This is a genomic window from Rania fehmarnensis (genome assembly GCF_056494185.1).
This window is the reverse complement of the sequence record NZ_CM151398.1, coordinates 441397-461085: the sequence shown is the minus strand read 5'-3', so window position 1 is coordinate 461085 and position 19689 is coordinate 441397. Positions and strand designations below refer to the sequence as shown.

Annotated in this window: 12 protein-coding genes, 1 tRNA gene and 1 pseudogene; 10 read left to right on the top strand and 4 right to left on the bottom strand. The window is 51.2% G+C overall.

The genetic code is table 11. The annotated features are described in order from the left end of the window. The first annotated feature begins 51 nt into the window (after positions 1 to 51). The 8 genes from SH573x_RS01675 (at position 52) to SH573x_RS01640 (ending at position 16029) form a co-directional block, all read left to right on the top strand. Complete coding sequence (locus SH573x_RS01675) at positions 52 to 4890, top strand: Eco57I restriction-modification methylase domain-containing protein (RefSeq protein WP_479352556.1); 4839 nt, start codon at positions 52 to 54, stop codon at positions 4888 to 4890. Then, positions 4868 to 6838 carry a hypothetical protein gene (locus SH573x_RS01670; RefSeq protein ID WP_479352555.1) on the top strand — a complete coding sequence of 657 codons (1971 nt, stop codon included), beginning with the start codon at positions 4868 to 4870 and terminating at the stop codon, positions 6836 to 6838. The genes SH573x_RS01675 and SH573x_RS01670 overlap by 23 nt, the downstream gene beginning before the upstream one ends. A 44-nt stretch (positions 6839 to 6882) precedes the next feature. Further along, on the top strand, positions 6883 to 7884 hold the full coding sequence (locus tag SH573x_RS01665; RefSeq protein WP_479352554.1) for a restriction endonuclease: 1002 nt from the start codon (positions 6883 to 6885) through the stop codon (positions 7882 to 7884). 122 nt (positions 7885 to 8006) lie between these two features. Beyond that, positions 8007 to 10724, top strand: coding sequence for an AlbA family DNA-binding domain-containing protein (locus SH573x_RS01660; protein ID WP_479352553.1), 2718 nt, complete (start codon positions 8007 to 8009; stop codon positions 10722 to 10724). Positions 10725 to 10744: 20 nt separating this feature from the next. After that, a complete protein-coding gene (locus tag SH573x_RS01655) occupies positions 10745 to 11839 on the top strand; it encodes a protein-tyrosine phosphatase family protein (protein ID WP_479352552.1) in 1095 nt (364 codons plus the stop codon). Positions 11840 to 11892: 53 nt separating this feature from the next. Beyond that, positions 11893 to 13995, top strand: coding sequence for an AAA family ATPase (locus SH573x_RS01650; protein ID WP_479352551.1), 2103 nt, complete (start codon positions 11893 to 11895; stop codon positions 13993 to 13995). A 1-nt stretch (position 13996) separates the two neighbouring features. After that, complete coding sequence (locus SH573x_RS01645) at positions 13997 to 15112, top strand: 5-methylcytosine restriction system specificity protein McrC (protein ID WP_479352550.1); 1116 nt, start codon at positions 13997 to 13999, stop codon at positions 15110 to 15112. A gap of 92 nt (positions 15113 to 15204) precedes the next feature. Then, positions 15205 to 16029, top strand: coding sequence for a DUF8606 domain-containing protein (locus tag SH573x_RS01640; protein ID WP_479352549.1), 825 nt, complete (start codon positions 15205 to 15207; stop codon positions 16027 to 16029). A 462-nt stretch (positions 16030 to 16491) separates the two neighbouring features. Here SH573x_RS01640 and SH573x_RS01635 read toward each other — a convergent pair whose 3' ends face one another. Together SH573x_RS01635 and SH573x_RS01630 are read right to left on the bottom strand one after the other, a co-directional pair. Next, on the bottom strand, positions 16492 to 17133 hold the full coding sequence (locus SH573x_RS01635; RefSeq protein WP_479352548.1) for a hypothetical protein: 642 nt from the start codon (positions 17131 to 17133) through the stop codon (positions 16492 to 16494). 44 nt (positions 17134 to 17177) lie between these two features. Continuing rightward, the gene (locus SH573x_RS01630; protein WP_479352547.1) at positions 17178 to 17375 is read right to left on the bottom strand and encodes a hypothetical protein; all 198 of its coding nucleotides are present in this window, start codon (positions 17373 to 17375) and stop codon (positions 17178 to 17180) included. Between the two features lie 274 nt (positions 17376 to 17649). Between SH573x_RS01630 and SH573x_RS01625 the strand changes: the two genes are divergently transcribed. Beyond that, complete coding sequence (locus SH573x_RS01625; protein ID WP_479352546.1) at positions 17650 to 17895, top strand: helix-turn-helix transcriptional regulator; 246 nt, start codon at positions 17650 to 17652, stop codon at positions 17893 to 17895. An 820-nt stretch (positions 17896 to 18715) separates the two neighbouring features. On the opposite strand, the gene SH573x_RS01620 is transcribed toward SH573x_RS01625, so the two are convergent. Next, positions 18716 to 18937, bottom strand: a complete 222-nt coding sequence (locus SH573x_RS01620) for a hypothetical protein (RefSeq protein WP_479352545.1) — start codon at positions 18935 to 18937, stop codon at positions 18716 to 18718. Here SH573x_RS01620 and SH573x_RS01615 point away from each other — a divergent pair. Beyond that, a pseudogene (locus SH573x_RS01615) lies at positions 18851 to 19312 on the top strand (tyrosine-type recombinase/integrase); the annotation flags it as partial. The gene SH573x_RS01620 and the pseudogene SH573x_RS01615 sit on opposite strands and share 87 nt — an antisense overlap. Positions 19313 to 19574: 262 nt before the next feature. Here SH573x_RS01615 and SH573x_RS01610 read toward each other — a convergent pair. Beyond that, positions 19575 to 19648, bottom strand: a tRNA-Val gene (locus SH573x_RS01610). Positions 19649 to 19689: the final 41 nt, after the last annotated feature.

Here is a 19689-nt window from a genome sequence, read left to right as displayed (position 1 = left end):
ACTGCTGCTGGCCTCCTGCTACCGCTCGACCTACTAACCCGAGTCGGTAGCATGGATCGCGCGCTTCCTGGCATGACGCCAGCCGATTATCACGTGCCGGGTTCAATTCGCCTCAATGAAGCCGCAACCGCTGCCTACAGCCGTGCTCTGGCGTATTGGAAATCGTTCCGTAAGAAATTCGACGCTTTGCCTGCGTCAGATACCGGCACAACGCTCACAAGGGATGAGTGGCTATTGCCGCTGTTTGATTGCCTTGGCTACGGGCGGCTGCAGAACAAGCGGGCCATCACGATCGACAACAAGGACTATCCCATCAGCCATGGATGGGAAGATCATGTTCCCATCCACTTGTTATCCGCGAGGCTTCCGCTCGACAAGCGAACGCAGAATGTTTCGGGCGCAGCAACACGCAGCCCCTACAGCTTGGTTCAGGAGCTATTGAACCGCAGCTCGAAACATCGCTGGGGCTTTGTTTCGAATGGTCTGAAACTCTATGTCCTCCGCGACAACGCTTCGCTAACACGCTCGGCCAACGTCGAGTTCGATCTAGAAACGATGATGGACGGCGAATACCACGCCGACTTCACAGTTCTCTTCCTGATCTGCCATCAATCGCGCTTTGAGATTCAGCCTACGCCGATTGTCGACAACAAGAGCTCAAACAAGAAGGCTGCCAAACCCGCCAAAGCAAAAAGGAGTGCATCCAAGGTCGCCGAGAAATTGGGCAAGTACCAGCTAGATCTCGACGATGAGGCTTCTGAAGAATCAGAGTTAGACGTTGACGAAGAAGCCATCGAGATTGGAGAGCCGACGCGTCTTGGCCCCGAGAACTGCTGGCTGGAGGTTTGGACCAAGCTAGCCGGTGATCAGGGAACAAGAGCCAAAGAGAGGCTACGCGATGGAGTCCAGCTCGCAATCCAAACCTTCGGTGCTGGCTTTTATACCTGCACAAGCAATGCTGTACTTCACGAGCGCCTTCGATCTGGTGAACTATCGACGCAAGATTACTATCGCCAATTGCTGCGCCTTGTCTATCGCCTGCTGATGCTAATGGTCGCCGAGGACAAGCGTACCGAGTCGGGGCAGAATCTCCTTCATCCTATCGATACCCCAGCCCACATTCGCGATCGCTACAACCAGTTCTATAGCGTCGGTCGTATTCGCAAGCTCGCCAATGAACGTCGTGGCACGCCACACCGCGACCTCTACGAAAGCCTGAAGACAACTTTCCTGAAGCTGCGCGACGGCTATGCTCCGCTCGGGATTCCCGGCATTGGTTCGTTTCTGTTCTCCAACACTGCGACGCCTGATCTTGACACCGCTCAGATCTCGAACGAAGCACTGCTCGATGCCTTCCGGCATCTTTGCTTTACCGACGACGCAACGGGCCGTGGCGGCAGTATTCGTCGCGCTGTCGACTTCGGCAATCTTGGTTCCGAAGAGCTGGGTTCGATCTACGAATCATTGCTCGAACTCCATCCTGAGATCGACAGCCAGGAAGGACCCTTCGTACTTCGCACTGCTGCTGGCAACGAACGGAAGACGAGCGGTAGCTATTACACTCCAACATCGCTGATCAACTGCCTGCTTGATTCGGCGCTTGATCCCGTTGTCAACCAAGCCATCGATGTGCCCGATCGCGACGAAGCCAAACGACGCCTACTGAATCTAAAGGTCTGTGATCCCGCCTGCGGATCTGGCCACTTCTTGATTGCTGCAGCCAACCGCATGGCCTTGCACCTTGCTCGCCTTGAAACACAAGACACCGAGCCAACAACACTTCAGATTCAGCATGCAAAACGCCAGATCATCGGTCGTTGCATCTACGGCGTCGACATCAACGAAATGGCCGTCGAACTTTGCAAAGTCAGTCTTTGGATGGAAGCCCTCGAGCCAGGTAAACCGTTTTCGTTTCTTGATAATCACATTAAATGCGGAAACAGCCTCTTAGGAGCAACGCCGCGCTTACTCAACGAAGGAATTCCCGATGAAGCCTTCAATCCAATTGAGGGCGATGACAAAGAAATTTGCACACAACTCAAGAAGCAAAATAAACGCGATCGAATCGATCACAAGTCAGGCCAGCGTTCGCTGTTCGAGCCATTCTACAAGCTGGGCAATATGGCTGATCGGTTTGCGAAGCTATCTGCAGCCGATGACGAGTCGCTCGACGCGATCGCCGACAAGCAGAAGCAATATGATGAATTAATCAAGGGCGTTCCTTATTTGAATGCGCGATTTTGGGCCGATACGTGGTGTGCTGCTTTCGTTTGGGAGAAGGTTGACACTGATTTAGGACGATTGTGCCCTACTGACCGAAAATTCCGCGAGATTGAACGACATCCGCACAGCGCGTCGCCAATGATTCGCGACGAAGTAATACGGCTTTCTGATCAATATCAGTTTTTCCATTGGCACCTATCGTTTCCTGATGTGTTTGCATTGCCAGAGGACCCAAAAGTTGAACAGAACACTCAAACCGGCTGGAGTCATGGATTCGATGCTGTTCTAGGCAATCCTCCCTGGGATCAAGTTCAAGCGAATGCACAAGAGTTTTTTGCACAATTGCTTCCTCACGTGGCGAAGATAAAGCGAAAGTCCGATCGAGATGATGCAATTCATAAACTGACAACAGAACAACCTGAGCTCATCAGGCGGTTTCGTGATGAAAACCGTAAGATCGCTGCGCAGCAACATTGGTTGCACAACAGTAGACGCTTTCCACTAGCAACGCGAGGACGTTTGAATACGGCACCACTGTTTCTTGAGCTCTCATGCACCCTGTCATCTTCCGCCTACGTCGGGCTGATTCTTCCCACAGGAATTGCGACGGATACGTTTACTCGACACTTGTTTTCGGATTTGGTCTCGAATGGCCGACTGACCAGTCTATTTGACTTCGAGAATGAGGAATTTCTGTTTCCCAATGTTCATCACGCGATGCGATTCTGTCTGATTACTGTTGGACCATACCGGTCAAATCATCCGTTCATCGACCTTATGTTTTTCGCTCGTCAAGTTCAGGAATTAAATGATCCTCGCAGACGATTCTCGCTTGAGCCTAGTGATTTTTCATTGCTAAATCCAAACACCGGCACCTGCCCGGTTTTTAGATACGCGAGCGATGTGGTCCTTCTTAAGCATTTTGCCAGCTCCATACCTGTGCTTTACGACCAGAGATCTGATTCGAGCTCCTGGAGTTTTTCAGGTTTTCTGATGTTCATGATGGATGCAGGGAATGCTACCTTTCACGATCGGCAACAGCTTGCTTTGAGCGGATTTACTCAACGGTCTAATCAATTGTGTCGGGAAAACGAGCTTGCATTGCCCCTTTTTGAAGGAAAGATGGTGCATCATTTTGATCACCGATTTGGAACTTATGAGAACCAAACTCCAGCTCAGTCGAGACAGGGCAAATTGCCAGAAGTAGCACTTGAAGATCACCAAGATGCCACATTTCAATCTGTTCCGCGATACTGGGTTCCAGAGTCAGTTGTTCGCACTCGCGTGCGAGATAGATGGCCATTCAATTGGTTCTTATGCTGGCGCGACATTACGAACGCAAAGAATGAGCGAACAGTAATTTCTGCAATTACCCCATTTGTAGCCGCTGGAGACACATTACCAATTGCTCTTTTGTCTCCTGAGTACCTGCAGAAATTTCCAGCATTCTTGTCAAATCTCTGCTCATTCGTATTTGATTACTGTGCACGTCAAAAAGTCAGCGGTATGCATTTGAGGTTTAATCAAATGCAACAGCTTCCCGTACTACCGCCGAGTAGCTACGGAATCTATCAATCCGTAAGCTTCTCCACGCAATGCATCCGAAACAGGGTTTTAGAACTAACTTACACGGCTTGGGATGTTTCTGCGTTCGCTAGCGATTTTGGGTATGACGGCGCGCCATTTTTGTGGAATGCGATTCGCCGCTTTCAAATACGTTGCGAACTTGACGCAGGCTATTTTCAGCTCTACTTGGGGCGAAAGAGTGATTGGGGATTTGTTCATGGGGTAGATCAAAGCAATAGGCGCAATGAAGCACTTCTGGAAATGTTCCCAACACCGCGAGATGCCGTCAGCTATATCATGGACACCTTTCCTATTGTCCGCCGCAAGGACGAAGCCAAGTACGGCGAGTACCGCACAAAACGACTCATCCTCGAAATCTACGACCAGATGACCGAGATCATCGAAGCCAACGAAGCTATCCGCGCCGCCAACCCCGGTAAATCCGAAGAAGAACTCCGCCCGCTCCTCCGCAGCTACCAATCACCCCTCAATCCTCCCCCCGGCCCGCCCACCGATGCCAACGGCAACTTCATCCCCTACGCCGACTGGACCGACGAGATCCGCCAGGCGTATTGCGAAGTCATTCACATCGATTCCGTATCGCCAAGCCAGAGTGACAAGGATAGATCCAGAGAGCGGCAACGCTTGGAGCAAGGCCAGGGAATTTTACACCTACGGTTAATCCTCAAAGAACGTAATGTTCCTGTCCAGTTCGAAGTGCTTGCTTCCGATCTCTGCTTCGCCCTCAACTCTGGCTTGCGTCGCAGATTTCTTTTGGACGAGCCCGTCCCGGAGAATGAGCGAGCCAACGCAAGTACCACAGCGATGCTCCCGAGTCTGGTTGCGCAGCTAGAAGCACTTCATGCAAACGGTGTTGTGACCATGGAAACCAAACGAGGTCGACGAATAGTCGGCTTGGCTGACATCAGCGGATTGGATTCTGAACTTTCAAAGGCCATGGCAGCTCATGTGAAGGAGGCAATCGAAGCGACTACGAAGCTCATGGGCAAACGCGACGACGACATGTTCAGCGCCAACGCGTTTGATGAACTCCAACCCTTCATCAAAGAGGATGAGCTTGAAAACCTTACCACTCTTTGATGAGAGCCGTGAAGCCCTTAGTTGGATTCCAGCGAGACCAGCGCCGCTGTTTTGGCTCAAAGAAGTTCGACTCTTACGTTCGCTAGGCGAGGATGCGGAGCTTATCCGTGATCCCATCGAGTTCCGTCGTGGATTGAATATCATCGCCACGACGGAAAACACGGGAGCATCCGAAGGAGGAATAGGGCACAACGTTGGGAAAAGCACCCTCATGCGTCTGATTCGGTATTGCTTGGGTGAGGTAAGTTTTGCCGAGAAAGTAGTGCGGCAAGCTATTTGCGATTTGTTTCCCGATGGTTACATCGTTGCAACTTTCGAAATCGGCACAGAGACTTGGTTCGTTGCGCGTCCGATTGGACTCTACACGTCTCAAGCACAATCTTTTGCCTCCAAGATCAGAATCGAGTCACTGGCGGATAGGGAATTGCGCGAGCCGTACGCCAATTTCCTCCAGACGATGGAACGCATCGTTATCGCTCCCTTGGCTAAGACGAAGTTACCAATGAGCAAACGCGAGCTCCGCTGGGTAGACGTGATCGGATGGTTGGCACCAGATCAAAAGTGCGCTCATAAGTCTCACGTAAACTGGCGTCCCGGAGGTGCTGAGCCGTTTCAGCGCGGTCTGTCCATCGAAGACAACCATATCCTCGTTAGAACGGTGATGGATCTGCTGAATGCGGAAGACTCTGGATTGATCGAATCCCACAAAACGCTTTTGAGTGCCCGCGGAAAGCTTGCACGACAGATCGACCTGAAACGTGCTGTCCAAGCGGAGAGCCTCCAGGAACTCTTGGGCTTACTACCCGAAGGTATTCAGGAGTTCGAAGGAGAGTTGCTCGCGGCCCAGGCGATCACCTACGCGAGCACGAGAAGAGTAAAGGCTGAGAAAAGCCTGGCGAACGAGATGAGTCTTGACTCTCTTCACGATTGGCGCAAGTCCAATAACGAATTACAGCAGGACATTGGCCGACTACGCGCGAAGATCGGTCATGAAGAGACTGACATCAAAGAGGCCGAGACGTTTCTAAAGTCCGTTGATGACGGCTCCTACAAGACGCAGTTGCTTTCCAACGCGGACATGGGTGTGTTTTGCCACCTGTTCAATACCAAGTCCGAAGCGATATCAAAGGGTTGTCCAGGAAGCACGGCACGGATTGCTCCAAAGTACGATCCAGACTTGGAGCGGATGAAAGCCGAAAAGCAGTCGATCATCGATGCTTGTCAATCGCGCCTCAATAGTCTTCGAATGGAATTGGCAGAGAAAGAGAGCCTGGTAGCGACATCAGAGGCGGCATACACGGAGGCTCAAACAGCCGCTGAAGCAGTTCGGCAGCCATTGCGTGATACCATCAACGAGATGCGCATTCTTGAGATAACGGCTAAACGATATCAACGTGTCTGTGAGGAGCTGAGTCAGTTAGTGAATTCCCAAGATGCGTTCCCTGCATCGATTAGAGCATCGCTTGAGCAGCGGCGTAAAGCAGATCAGCGCTATAAGAAGAATCGCAAGACGATCACCGAGTGTTTTATCGAAGCATTGTTCCGCACTACCGGCTCGCGATTCGAGGCCTCCATCGAAATCAACGCCAACGGCATTCATCCCCGATTGGGCGCAGGCTTCCAATCTTCAGGGGAAGCGATGGGTACTTCGACCATTTTAGCGTTCGACCTTGCCTGCATGATGGCAAGCATGAGGTCTATCGGTAACCATCCGCGTTTTCTCCTCGACGACAGCCCACGTGACGCTGATATAGAACCTTATCTATATCAGCGATTCCTTCAGTCCATCGCAGATCTAGAACAACTTTCCCCCGGTACTGAAGCGGCGTTCCAGTACATTGTTACGACGACAACGCGACCGATGGGCTCGTTAGCCAAAGAGCCATTTCTTCGGCTCACACTGGATAGGATCAACGATGCGAACATGCTTTTTGGTGTTCGGTTTTAGGAGCATTTACGATTCATGAGTCTACGACACAGTGGGGTTTACAGATGGCGAAGCAAAACGGAAATAATAATTCGGTGAACGGCCCATTCGATGACGCTGCGATTGTAGTCGATTTCGAGGAAGCCCGGAAATCAACAAAAAACGGCAAGGTTCCATTGGCGCACGTTTTCAAAGGTAGAACGTTTATTTACAGGGCAAGACTATTTCGCGGTCGCGCCTTCTTCACATTTGATCGCCATACAGGCAATCATATTCTTCAAGAGTCTACGATCGAATCGCTTTCGAATGAATACAATGCTTATCTAAAAGCAAAGCGTATTAGGGTTCGCGTTCATATATCCATAACTCCGCTGGTAATTCAGCTAGAAATCAATCCCGAGGACGCTGACTACTGGTGGTCAAAGGTTTGGGATGTTTCATGTGACCTTCGCAAGCTGGAAAGAGTATTGTTCGACGGCCCCATGGATATCACTGAAGGGTTTCGATTTCCCAATCACCTTCTTCGGGTTCATTCGAAGCATCCTGATGGCGACTTGGTTGAAGTAGATTTTGATGCATTACGCGACATATCTGAAACGCTAACGTTCAATTTCGAACGCATTCGTTCCCTCAAGCCAAGAGAGATGGAAATGCTCGTGGCCGCCATCTACTGCAGTACAGGCTATTTCGACCGAGTAATTCTGACACCTGCAACAAGAGACCACGGAAGAGACGTAATTCTTGAGCGCGATGATTGGGACGGCCGCAGGTTCTTGATCGAGGTCAAGGCCGATTCCGGCAAGAAAAAGACACTCCCTGCAAAAGTTGATGCGATCTTGGGCGTAGGAGCCGGAGAGAAACCAGGCTCGTGCGTTGCTCTGTTTTCAACCTCAGCTTTTTCGAGGGAAATTGAGAAACGTCCAAATGTCCATAAGACGATTCGAAAGACGCTGCAGCTTGTGGATTTCGTCGGTCTGGTTGAAGCCGCGATCCAAGCAAGTTACACGAAATGCCCGGACGTGCTGTCTGAGCTCCGACGAATGGCAATCGAAAGGCAGAGTTGGTGATGCTCTTAAGTGCACCTGGAGACTTTTAATCTTTGGCTTGGTGCGAAAGATTGATTAGAACAGAACGGCATTGCGCGGGTTTGGAATCGCGGGTCACAAATCATAAGAATTGGCGGGGCAAGATGTTGGATTTGGATGCAGTCCGAGAACTGTTGCAGAAAGGTGAATCTGAGAACGTTGAAGCTTGGACAAATGCTGCAGACCTTGAGGGCATCCGGCGCACGGTTTGCGCCTTTGCAAACACGAATGGTGGGCATCTAATCATCGGAGTTGCAAAGCGTGCGAATCCTCCGAACGAGCACGAGCGATTTCGGTACGACGGCGTCGTAGCGGCGCGCGGATTGGAACGCGAACTGCGCGAGGTAGGAAATGTATTAATACCTCGGACTAGAGTAGACGTCGATTCAGTTAGGCTTGAAAACAAAGCGTCAATTTTCGTTATCGGCGTTTTGTCAAGTCGCAAGTTTGTCTGCTTCTCAGACGGTACTGCCTATCGACGACTGGGTGCTTCGACTGTCGAAGACCTACATCGCGAAGATGTTCCTGGTTCAGGCGGGCCTACCTCGGAGCGGCAAACGGAAGAGATCAAAATACTCCAGTTTTTATCGGCGACGAAAGACGGATCGGTGCGTGCGTCTGATGTAGCTGAGACCACCAATATCGAATTGGATCGCGTCGAAGCACATCTAGAGCTAATGGGACAGATGGGCGTGCTTCGAAAAACGATTCGAACGAATCTCGGTCTCCTCGCTGACGTGACCCCGGCTGATCGCACAGAAATCGAGGCTAGGATTGACCAGCTTTCACGATCGGTTGATGAGGTTGAATTGTCGGATAAAGCGCACGCCGAAATCGAACGATCCTCTGATGGTCTTGATCCCAGCGACCCATTTGAAGAATCTCCGGAAGATTCGCAGCAGCGTTCGCTTATAGACGATAGTGAAGCGGCAGTAAGCCTCCGACAATCGATAAATGAAGTATTCGAGCGGTTGACACCTGATCTGCAGATAGAGTTTGCAAGAATTCAGATCGGGACAGGGTCATTGCAGACCTCCTGGCGAACCAACTTTATTGACATGTTGAATTATTCGAGAGCTGACAAACTCAAGAGCGTAGCGAGGGTTCTTGATGAGTTTCGCAAGAGAAACGGTCGCTATTTCGGGGACCGCAGCAACTACCGTCGTGATGCGACTGAGCAGGAGGAATGCGTTAACATCAAAACTTACGCGAGTGTTCTAACGCGGTTCTTTTCATCTACTAGTGACGACGTTTGTTTTGGGCTTTTTGGCCATTGGGGGCGTGGCAAATCCACATTGATGAAGAAAGTGGGCAATTCTTTGATCCGCGAACATCAATATCAAGCGGTGAGGTTCAGCGCATGGAAGTACCGTACAAATCCGGAACTTTGGATTCATTTGTACCAATCTACGGTAAGCGCGATGAAGAACGGTGACAGTTTTGTACGCTTGTTTGTTCCCTTCCGAGCTGCGCTGGCCAGGAGCGGAATTTGGCCAATGGTCTTTCTTTTAGCGTGCCAGGTATTTGCTCTTATATCATTTAATGAAAAGTACTGGGTCTTGCGGTTTGCCGTTCAATTTCTGGGCCTAGGTGGGATGATCTATCTGATCTTTTTCTACCTTCGAGCCCGGAGGATTGCCCTAGGTTTGACGACATATTTCCAACTAGCCGATCACTCAAGCAAACTAGGATTACAGGCGACTGTCGGCGATGACTTGAAGTATCTGCTTTGCGGTTGGATGCCGAAATACAAATGGCTACCCGCGTATAGATCGGATTCTACAGATACAAGCGGTGCTAACAGTGGGAAAAACAAATCGGCATCGCTTTTAACTTGGCTGGGAATTGCTTGCTACTACGCTTTGGCGATTTACTCACTGTTCCTACTTTATCCGAGTGTAGAGTCTCCAATCGTTTGGTTTGGGAAAGGTTGGGATGTTTCGGTTCCGACTTGGTTGGTACGGCTAATTGAATATGTAAGTGCAATTTTTCTTATTGTCTTTCCACTAATGGCATTCAATCTAGCGAAGGGCCCCAAGCGAATTTTACTTATTGTAGACGACCTCGACCGCTGCGCTCCATCACAGTCGCTTGAGATCGTTGAATCAATCATGCTTCTCTTAGATGACGAAGAGATAAGGAATCGGTTGCAAGTTGCAGTCTTGGTTGAGGAGGAAGCAATTAATCATGCCATCGCGGAAAAGTATCGATACATGTGGGACGAGAAGGATGGTGTTAGAAATCTCTCCCGGCGTTCTACGGTAATTCAAGAGAATGTGGACAAGCTGTTCTTGGTGCACCTTCGGCTTGGGGAGTTAAATGTTGCGGAGGTCTTGGAGGTTGCCGATCATTATACACGTGAAGGTAGAAGTGCGTCGGTAGCTACTCCAAGTCCAAATCAAGTTAACAAGGATTTGGGTGACGCCGTGTATCCGCATGTTGAAGGTACAACTGATTTCGATAGAGCAACCCATTTGTCAGTACAAACTGCCGATACTTCAGTCTCAAGCAGCGAGGATCTGAAAGACGAAGATTTTCTTACGCTAACTAAGTTCGAAAGCGAAGTCTTGATGTCCGAGCTTCAGGCAAGTCGTATCGGCGCTGAAAATCGTTGGGGGCCAAGGGCGATTCGATGTCTGCTCAATAAGTACGTATTGGCACGTGAGCTTTTGCTGGAAATCCACCCCGACAATTTTTCCGATCCGCGTCGTTTGGCCCAGGCAATTCTGCAAGGCGACGAACCGTCTAAACAGCAGTCGCCACGATCAGCAGACCTTACTGATTTCAAAAGTGTTGAATATGTGTCTCGGCTGGTCAAATAGATGTTGTCGGATCATAACGAATGAGTGAATCGGAAAAACAGACAGTCCCACCGCTGCCAAGGACGTACTGGGTAAACGATAGTAAATTCTTGGCGGGAGCGTATGCAGGGCAACAGTCGGCAGCAGACCATGAAGCGCGACTGAATGGCTTGCTCCGTATTGGCATTCGTACGATCGTCAACCTGATGGAGCAGAACGAAGTTAATAACGAAGGTCGATCTTTCATTCTATACGAATCCGACTTCCATCGACTTGCAGAACCATTCGGTAATTCAGTGAGCTGCCAGAGGTTCCCAATTGTGGATCATAAGGTGACAACCAATGAGTACATGGATCAGATACTTGCAGCGATCGATCAATCGCTACAGGACGATAAACCCGTCTATGTTCATTGCTTCGGTGGCATCGGCCGCACGGGGACCGTTGTCTGTTGTTGGCTGCTGAAGCATGGCTACCGTGGTTTGCCGCGCCGACAATGGGAGCGGTTCGCAAGATTGGTCCTCGAAGCGGCTTATGAAGCCACACTGGCGGCCGGTGTGCTGAACGCGCACCGCACGGGTAGCAAGGATGTGTATTTGACGTTATTAGGTGGCGGTGCCTTTGGCAACGACCAACAGTGGATCTTGGATGCCATGCGCCGCGCATGTCAACTTTATCAAGCGCATGACCTCAACGTGAAAGTGGTCAGCTACCAACATTCGAATCCATCAGTGAAAGAACTAGCGATTGAGTTCGCAACAACCGTCGCCACGAGTTCCGCGAAATCCAGCCGCACCACTGGTACACCTCAGCATTACTGTCCGAGTTGCGGTCAGGCACAAGATGCATTTCTGTGCTATCCCTGGTACATCTGCAGCCAATGCTTGAATTTTGCGGTCGATGGGAATGGTCGCGCACTTGAGTTCCACAACGCCGGGTCGTCTGGTGGGTTGTGTTGGCGATATCGCGACCAATCCGACGGCCATTCCACCGAATGCAGGGCAATCTGTTGCTTGATTCATGGCCGACCTGTCATCGTGACCGAAGCTCGCTTTGGTGGCATTGTGGCACAGCCCGTGACTTCAGAGCCCATGCAAGAAACGGATTTGATCGATCTGGTCAACCGAAAGCCATGACCCCGACCTCCCTGCTCCAGTACCCTTCCAACACCAAGCTGAACTGATTGAGTATGACCGACGCACCTGCAAATCGATTTACCTGGGTTCCCCTGTACACCGAAATTGGCAAGCTGTTAGTTCCTTGGGAAAGCCGCCAGGACGAACTGATCCAGTTCCTAGAAAGCCTGCGATCCGAAGGAATCGTGGTCACGCCACTGGAGGACCGCGACAAGAATGGCAAAACGCATTTGCTGCGTGAGATTGATCCGTTTACTTTTTTGGGGACATTTAATCGTGGGATAAGGGATGCCGAGCGGCTGGCTATCCTGAATCGGGTAAAGACGCTCCTTGGTGCTTCGAGCCCGCTACCTGAGGACTTCTTCGGCGTACCCTTACTCAACAATCAAAGGTCGTGGTTCATCAACTACGAGGCGGATCGTGGGGTAAACGATGTTCAGAAGCTGTGGGAAGTCTTTCGTTTGGCACAGAACGACGACGCTTCCACAAACGAACAGTTCGCGGATGCCCTTGATGCCGCATGGGAAGTTCAGGGGGTGGCAACAAACCTGACGATGGGACTCTTCTGGATCCGTCCTGATCGGTATCTAAACCTTGATCAAGTCAACCGCAAGTTTCTGAAATTGAAGCTGCCTTCAAAAGGGCTGAATGCCGAGTTCTACTTGAGTACCCTCCGGACGATCAGCCAACAATGGGATTCGTTTACCCATTTGTCGTATCAAGCTTGGCTAGTGGCCAAAAGCCCCGACCCCGATCCTTTGCCTAAAGATAACAATTACTGGTTGGTTTCATCGTCTTGGTTTCAAGTTGATCCACCTGACCAAACAGCGCGCTTTCTCAGTGAGGGCGTCTGGCAGAATGGCTATCCGGATAAGTATATGGATGAAGTGAAGTCGATGAAGGTGGGTGACAAAATCGCTCTCAAGGCGACCTACACTCAGAAGAAGAACTTACCATTTGAGACGCGAGGTAGAACTATTTCGTGCATGACCGTTAAGGCAGTCGGAACCATTGTTGCCAATCGCAATGATGGCAAGACGGTGGACGTAGAGTGGGACACAAACTTTAAATCCAAGACATGGTACTTCTTTACCTACCAACAAGGTATCTGGCGTCTTCGTCGGGATGCCAACTATGAATACCGCGAGATGGTGGAAAAGCTGATCGACTTCGTTTGGAACGATAGGCCACAGGACTACGATTGGTTCTGCCAACGTTTTTTCAAAGAGGATCAGCCATCTAACCCAGATCCAGGTCCGACACCGAACGAGCCTTTTGGGGTAGAAGACATCGTTTCGTCAGGCGTCTTCATGGAGCTCGATGAAGCGAGGCGAATGATCAATCGTATTTGTTCCAAGAAGAATCTAATCCTTCAGGGTGCACCTGGGGTTGGTAAGTCATTTGTGGCTAAGAAGCTCGCATATGCGATACTCGGCGAAATAGATCCAAGTCGAGTTGAGATGGTGCAGTTTCATCAGACCTATTCTTATGAAGACTTCATTCGCGGTTACCGGCCACTCGACACAGCCGGAACTTTCGGCCTGCAGGACTCCGTGTTCTACCTGTTCTGTAAACGTGCACAGGAGCAGATCGACTTGCCACACGTCTTCATCATCGATGAAATCAACCGTGGCAATTTGAGCCAGATTTTTGGCGAACTGCTGATGTTGATTGAAGTTGACAAGCGAGGCACTGAGTACGCAGTACCGCTCGTATATCAGCGGCCAAACGAGCCTAGGTTCTTTGTGCCTGAGAACGTCTACATAGTTGGCCTCATGAATATCGCCGACCGTTCGTTGGCGATCGTGGACTATGCCCTTCGACGTAGATTTTGCTTCAAAACTTTGAAGCCCCAATATGGCAGCCCGATGTTCCGGACGTGGCTGCATGACCGCCGAATGGAGGCTTCCCTGGCAAACTTGATTGTCGAGCGAATGACTCGCCTGAACCAAGAGATATGCGATGATCCACTTCTAGGCGAAAACTTCCAGGTAGGACATAGTTTCTTCTGTCCCAATGGCGAAGATTTCTCCGAGCTTAAAGCCGACTGGTTCTTCGAGATTGTCGAATCGGAAATCGTGCCGTTGCTAAAGGAATACTGGTTTGACAATCCCAAGCAAGTCACGAAAGTAGAGGAATGGCTAAGGGCACACTGATATGAGCTCAAAAGCAGCACAGGTTGCCAAGACCAAATCGGGCATCCCGATCCGCAACATCTGGCATATGCTCATGTACGCCTGGGGTACACAGAGTCTTAGGTCCTATTGGCGCGGGGCTGTCGAGGATGCGCCAACCCTTGACGCGCTATTGGCTGGAGTGCTTAACCGGCTAATCCAGCAGCGCCTCCGAATCGGTCTAGGTCGCGACTACCTACAAACCCTGTCGGAACTGGCTGGCATTCGCGGTCGAGTCGAGTTCACCGATTGCATCAAGCGCATGTCCTTCCAGCATGGCCGCGCGGTTTGTCGCTATCAAACCTACAGCTCCAACGTGCTGAAGAACCAAATCGTAAAGGGTACGCTGAATTGGCTGATTCACAAAGGCGAGTTCAGCGACAGCAAATACGGTCATGAGCTACGTGCCACGCTTCGCAGCACAGTGCGCAGTATGGACGCCGTCCAGGACATCGCTCTGTCTATCGATGTCATCGCCCGCGAAAACGGCAAACGTCAAGATCGCGACTACGGACTCATGCTGTCCATTTGCAATCTGATATTAAAGCGACAAATGCCCATGGAGGACGACGGGCTCAAGATTTTGTCGATGGTCGATCGTGATAGTATGACGCTCTGGTTGGTCTATGAACAGTTTGTAGCCAACTTCTATCAGCACCATCTGACTAATTGCATTGTCTATTCGCAAGCCCGCTTTCTTTGGCCAAGTGAAACTCCATCACCGTTCCTGCCCGTAATGCGTCCCGATTTAGTGATTGAAGGTTCCCATCCCAAGCAACTGATTGTTCTGGACACAAAGTTCTACGTCGAATGCCTCGTAAAATCCACGAAGTCCGACAGGCAGAGATTTCGTTCGTCGAACTTGTACCAGATGTATGCTTACCTTATGTCGCAATCTGAAAAGTCTCCCATACATAGAACTGCGACAGGCATCCTACTCTACCCGACGGTGGATGAGGCTGTTTCGGAGAGCGTCAAAATACAAGGCCATCGCATTGCATTTGAAACAGTGGATCTGCGAGAGCCATGGCCAGAGATCGAAGAACATCTGATTGACGTATTTCGGCGAGCTTCTTTGACGCGATGGGGTTATGCATAGGGCAAATGAACTCGATCAATGAGCAACTGATTCAGGCGAAAGCATACGCCACAGTACCACTCTAGTCCCCGCAGATACCGTGGAGAGGTTCGATGAGCAAAGCCAATAGGGATTCGATACCTAACAACGACTACTATGTCTACGTTTACATCGACCCACGAAATTATGAAGAGTTTTATTACGGCAAGGGCCGAGGTCCCCGGAAGCTTGCACATCTCAAAGACAAAGCCGACAACGACAAGACTCGTCGTATCGCAGAGATCCGCAGACATGGGCTGGAGCCAATCGTTCGCGTGATCGCGCGCGGCTTAACGGCGCAAGAGGCGTTGTTAGTTGAAAAGACATTATTGTGGAAACTAGGCAAATGGACGGTTAACGTTGCGACTGGCCATTTCGCCGATAAGTTCCGACCCCAAGATACTTTTCACCAAGATCTTCCTGGCTTTGATTTTCAGAACAGCCTGTATTACTACAACGTCGGCGAGAATTCGGCTCGCAACTGGGAAGACTACGTCAGGTTGGGGTATATCGCAGCCGGTTGGGGCCCTCGATATCGAGACGCCATAAAGGCATTCTGTGTTGGAGATGTCTTCGTAGCATACTTGAAAAGACATGGTTACGTCGGCATTGGTCGCATCAAAAGTTCGGCACAGAAGATCAAAGACGCCAGGATTGGATCTGATCGCCTTCTTGATCTAGTGACCAGTGAGGACGCTGCACACGACCTTCGCGACCCAGAAAGGTGTGAGTATGTTTGTCTGGTCAAATGGATCAAAACCGTACCCCGCGGAAAAGCGATTCCCGCCGCTGGTCATTTCACTACGCCAATGGTTCGAGCCTCACTTGATGGCCAACTTGACACCGTTGAGTACCTGGAACAGCATTTTGGTGTTCCTATCAGGTCTAAGCTTAGTTAAGTTTCAAGCCCTTTGACGACAATGCGAAGCAAGTCTCCTATGAGCACATGTCATCAAAAGTACTCCCGAGGCTTGAAGCGTGATGCGTTCTTTCCTAGTCTTCAGGCGCTGATTGGGGGTTGGGGGTGGTACGGCTACAGCTATTTCTGAATGGAGTACAGTTTCGTGGCCAAGTTGTGGGACGATTCGTATCCTTTTGATTCGCGACGCAAGGAGTTTCGGCTCTGCGTGCGGGCGTTGAGGGAGGACTGGCTAGATGAGGCTGAAGCGAGCGACCTAATAGACCAAGGTGTAGAGGCTGTGCTGTCAGGCCAGCTTGACTTGCGCGACACTCTGAATTTTTTCAAGTCAGTCTGCATCTACGACAAGAGGCGGCGAGATCTTTGGGGGAAGGAGCGGCTTGCTCTGGTGCGATCTCTGCTCTTGGAAACGCCTGAGCCCAAAAACTAAAAGCGGAGTGGCTCAAGTGAGTGGCTTACCGCTTTCCCACTCAAACTTCCCACCGAAGGTCGTTAGATACAGCGTGGCCTCAACGGAGAAGCGCCAGAGCTCGAAGAAGATCCAGGCAATGTCTTCCGCCGCAGTGTTTACATCTCCATGGACGTATGCTTTGCGAATTGGATCGAAGTAGTCTGTGCTAGAGTCTTGGACACCTGGCTTGTCACGCAAAAAGAAGAAGCCTGAACGGTTTCGGAGAACCTGCACAGCTTCGTCCGCAAAGAGCATGGGGCGAGGCAGGTCAATTTCAAAGTGATGTTCGAGGAAAACAAATTGGACGAACCGGTTCGATTGCTCATCGGATCGCCAGCCATCTCCGTTCGAGCCATTGCTCGCTGCGATATCATATGTTGGGTCTTTGACCGGCAAGTCGAACTCTGGGCAGCCGTTTGCCGAAGTCAACGTTGGGATTTGGCGATGCTGTCGGGCGGGTGCTTCCTCTCTGGCCCTCAGGCGGTCGAAGAATTCGGTAACGGAATCTCGCTCTTCAATGATCAGGTAGCAACATCCTTTCACTTGCCTGACAGTGCGGCGATGCATGGGCTTAAGGGCCTGCGCAAATTGCGCTATGCGACGCTGCTTCTCGGTAGCGTAGTTGAAGTACATCTGTGGCCTCACCGTATGCATCTTTTCTAGACGGTCTTCAGAACTTACTCCGCTGAGTCAGTGTGCCTATCGGCTCTTGCTTCCAAGTCGGCTATGCGTTGCTCAAATTCAATCAACTCTTGCTCTGTCGCGGGACGGCAATGCAGTGCCTCGAACAAAGCCAGAGCCACTGCGGCCATATCTGCAATGGTCGAATCCTTCGTTAGCGGGCCAAAATAGAATCGCTTCTGTTTAGGATCCACTACGGTGAACTCCAAGCTAGGACAAATGGTTGAAGCCGAAGTAGATAGGGCCCTCTTCCAACCGAAACTAGGCGCTAATCGCTGCTATACATGCCCAAGCCGGGCGGTACAGCGCGAGTGTAACGGTTCGCCAAATCCCGCAGATGCATACGGTTTCGACTTGCGATCGTGCTCGAAGAGACGGCCTTCGTCTGCGTAAGGTTGCAAGACAGGAGGTGAATTTGAGAGACTTGCGATGTCCACAACAGTCAGCTCAAGACATTGGAGTACCAGAATGCCAAAGCCGAATTTCTCGGATCAGACCGCGTCCAATGAACAATCCAACTCTGCCAGCCCGATGTTGGATGTTGATGCGGTAGCGGCCCTAGTCAGTTGCTCGTCAAGACATGTCGTTCGGATGGCCGACTCCGGACGCATGCCTCCGCCAATCAAACTCGGTAGGCTGCGTCGCTGGCATCGATCGGTCATTCTTGAGTGGATGAATGATGGTTGCCCGACTGCAAGACGTCGACCAAAGTAGTCCAACTGATCATTTAGGATCTAAGTCTATACGGCGCGACCATTTGCGCGCCTAAACAACTATCGGTTTCAGCCTTAAGGACGGTGATCGGTAGTGACTTTCTGGAACGTTTGAAGATTTGTGAATTGCAAAAATTTGGAGCCGAACATTGGGTACTGTCTACCGCAAAATTAGCACTCGTCCGCTACCTAAATCCGCGGTCGTAAAGACTCGAACTCAGAAGCTGAAGAACGGACTAGCGGAAGACGTTCTGGTGGCGACTTGGACTGACGGCAAGGGGCGGTCAAAGTCGGCACCTGTGTCCGTGGGAACCAACGGCGACTACCGGATCCAGACTCGCGCATCGACATGGACTGCCAAATACCGTGATCGCCATGGTGTGGTGCACGAAATTGCAACAGGTTGCAGGGATCGCCAAGCTGCGCAAGCAGTACTTCACGATCTGACCACCCGAGACGAACTCGTGAAAGCGAAAGTTCTGACGAATGAACAAGCTTCTGTGGCAGACTTTCAGGACATTCCCCTCTTGGAACATGTCGAGGCATTCCTCGCTTATCAGCGCGAGAAGTCGACGCATCGCATTCGCATCAAGGCGTACGATACAAGACTCAAGGAATCTGCTAGTGCTTGTGGATTCAAATTCCTGTGTGAGCTGTCCAGCGACACCCTGGTTACCTGGCTAACAGGCCAGGTCGATGGCCCGCGAAATATGTCAGCCTCGGTATACAACGGCTACGTCGAAGCTTGGATGGCCTTCGGCAATTGGTGTATCGGTAAGCGGACTCGTGGCAAGAAGGCACATGATAAGGGCCAGCGACGCCTATTGGCTAATCCGTTTGAAGGTTTGCAAAAGCTGGACGAGAAGGCGGATCGTCGGCGAACCGCACGGGCGCTGACTGAGGAAGAGTTGCAACTGCTGCTCGATGCCGCCCGGCGACGCCCTTTCAAGGACGCGATGACCGTTCGCCGAGGTGCGAACAAAGGGCAGCTGGTGGCCAAGCTCGGCGAGGAGCGCAAGGCGGCTTTGGAACGGTTGGGCCATGAGAGATCGCTGATCTACAAGACGGCGATCTTGACAGGCCTGCGGTCCAATGAGCTACGCACCCTCCGAGTTAACGATCTCTCGTTCGGTGATGTACCGTTCATTCACCTACAGCGGTCCAACGAGAAGAACCGCAAGGGCTCGTCCGTTCCCCTGCGTAGCGATCTGGCGGTCGACCTGAAGCAGTGGTGCTCCGGTAAAGAACTCGACGAGCCGGTATTCAATGTACCGACGGGACTACTCCGGATCATGAATCGCGATCTGGCCGAGGCTGGGATCGCCAAGAAGGGCAAGGACGGCTCGGTGATTCACCTGCACGCCTTGCGGCATTCGTTTGGGACACACCTGTCACGGGCTGGCGTGGCCCCGCGGACGGCTCAGGCGGCCATGCGTCATAGCAACATTGCCTTGACCATGAACACCTATACAGATTCTCGGCTGCTCGATACGGCGGCGGCGGTCGAGGCGTTGCCGACGCTGACGCTAGGGCAGAGTACCGTTGCACCAACGGTTGCACCTGATCCAGTCAATCAGGGTCATTTAGGGTCATTTACTGACCCTTCTGGGCAATTTGGAGAAGATCCGGCAGAAGGCCGGAATCGTGAGAAAACCCTTGAAAAACAAGGGAATTTTGTAGTGGGCGGTACAGAACTCGAATCTGTGACCTCAACGATGTCAACGTTGCGCTCTAACCAACTGAGCTAACCGCCCGGGTGTTCGATTTTTGTGAGCTGCGCGAGAGCAGTGGGGCT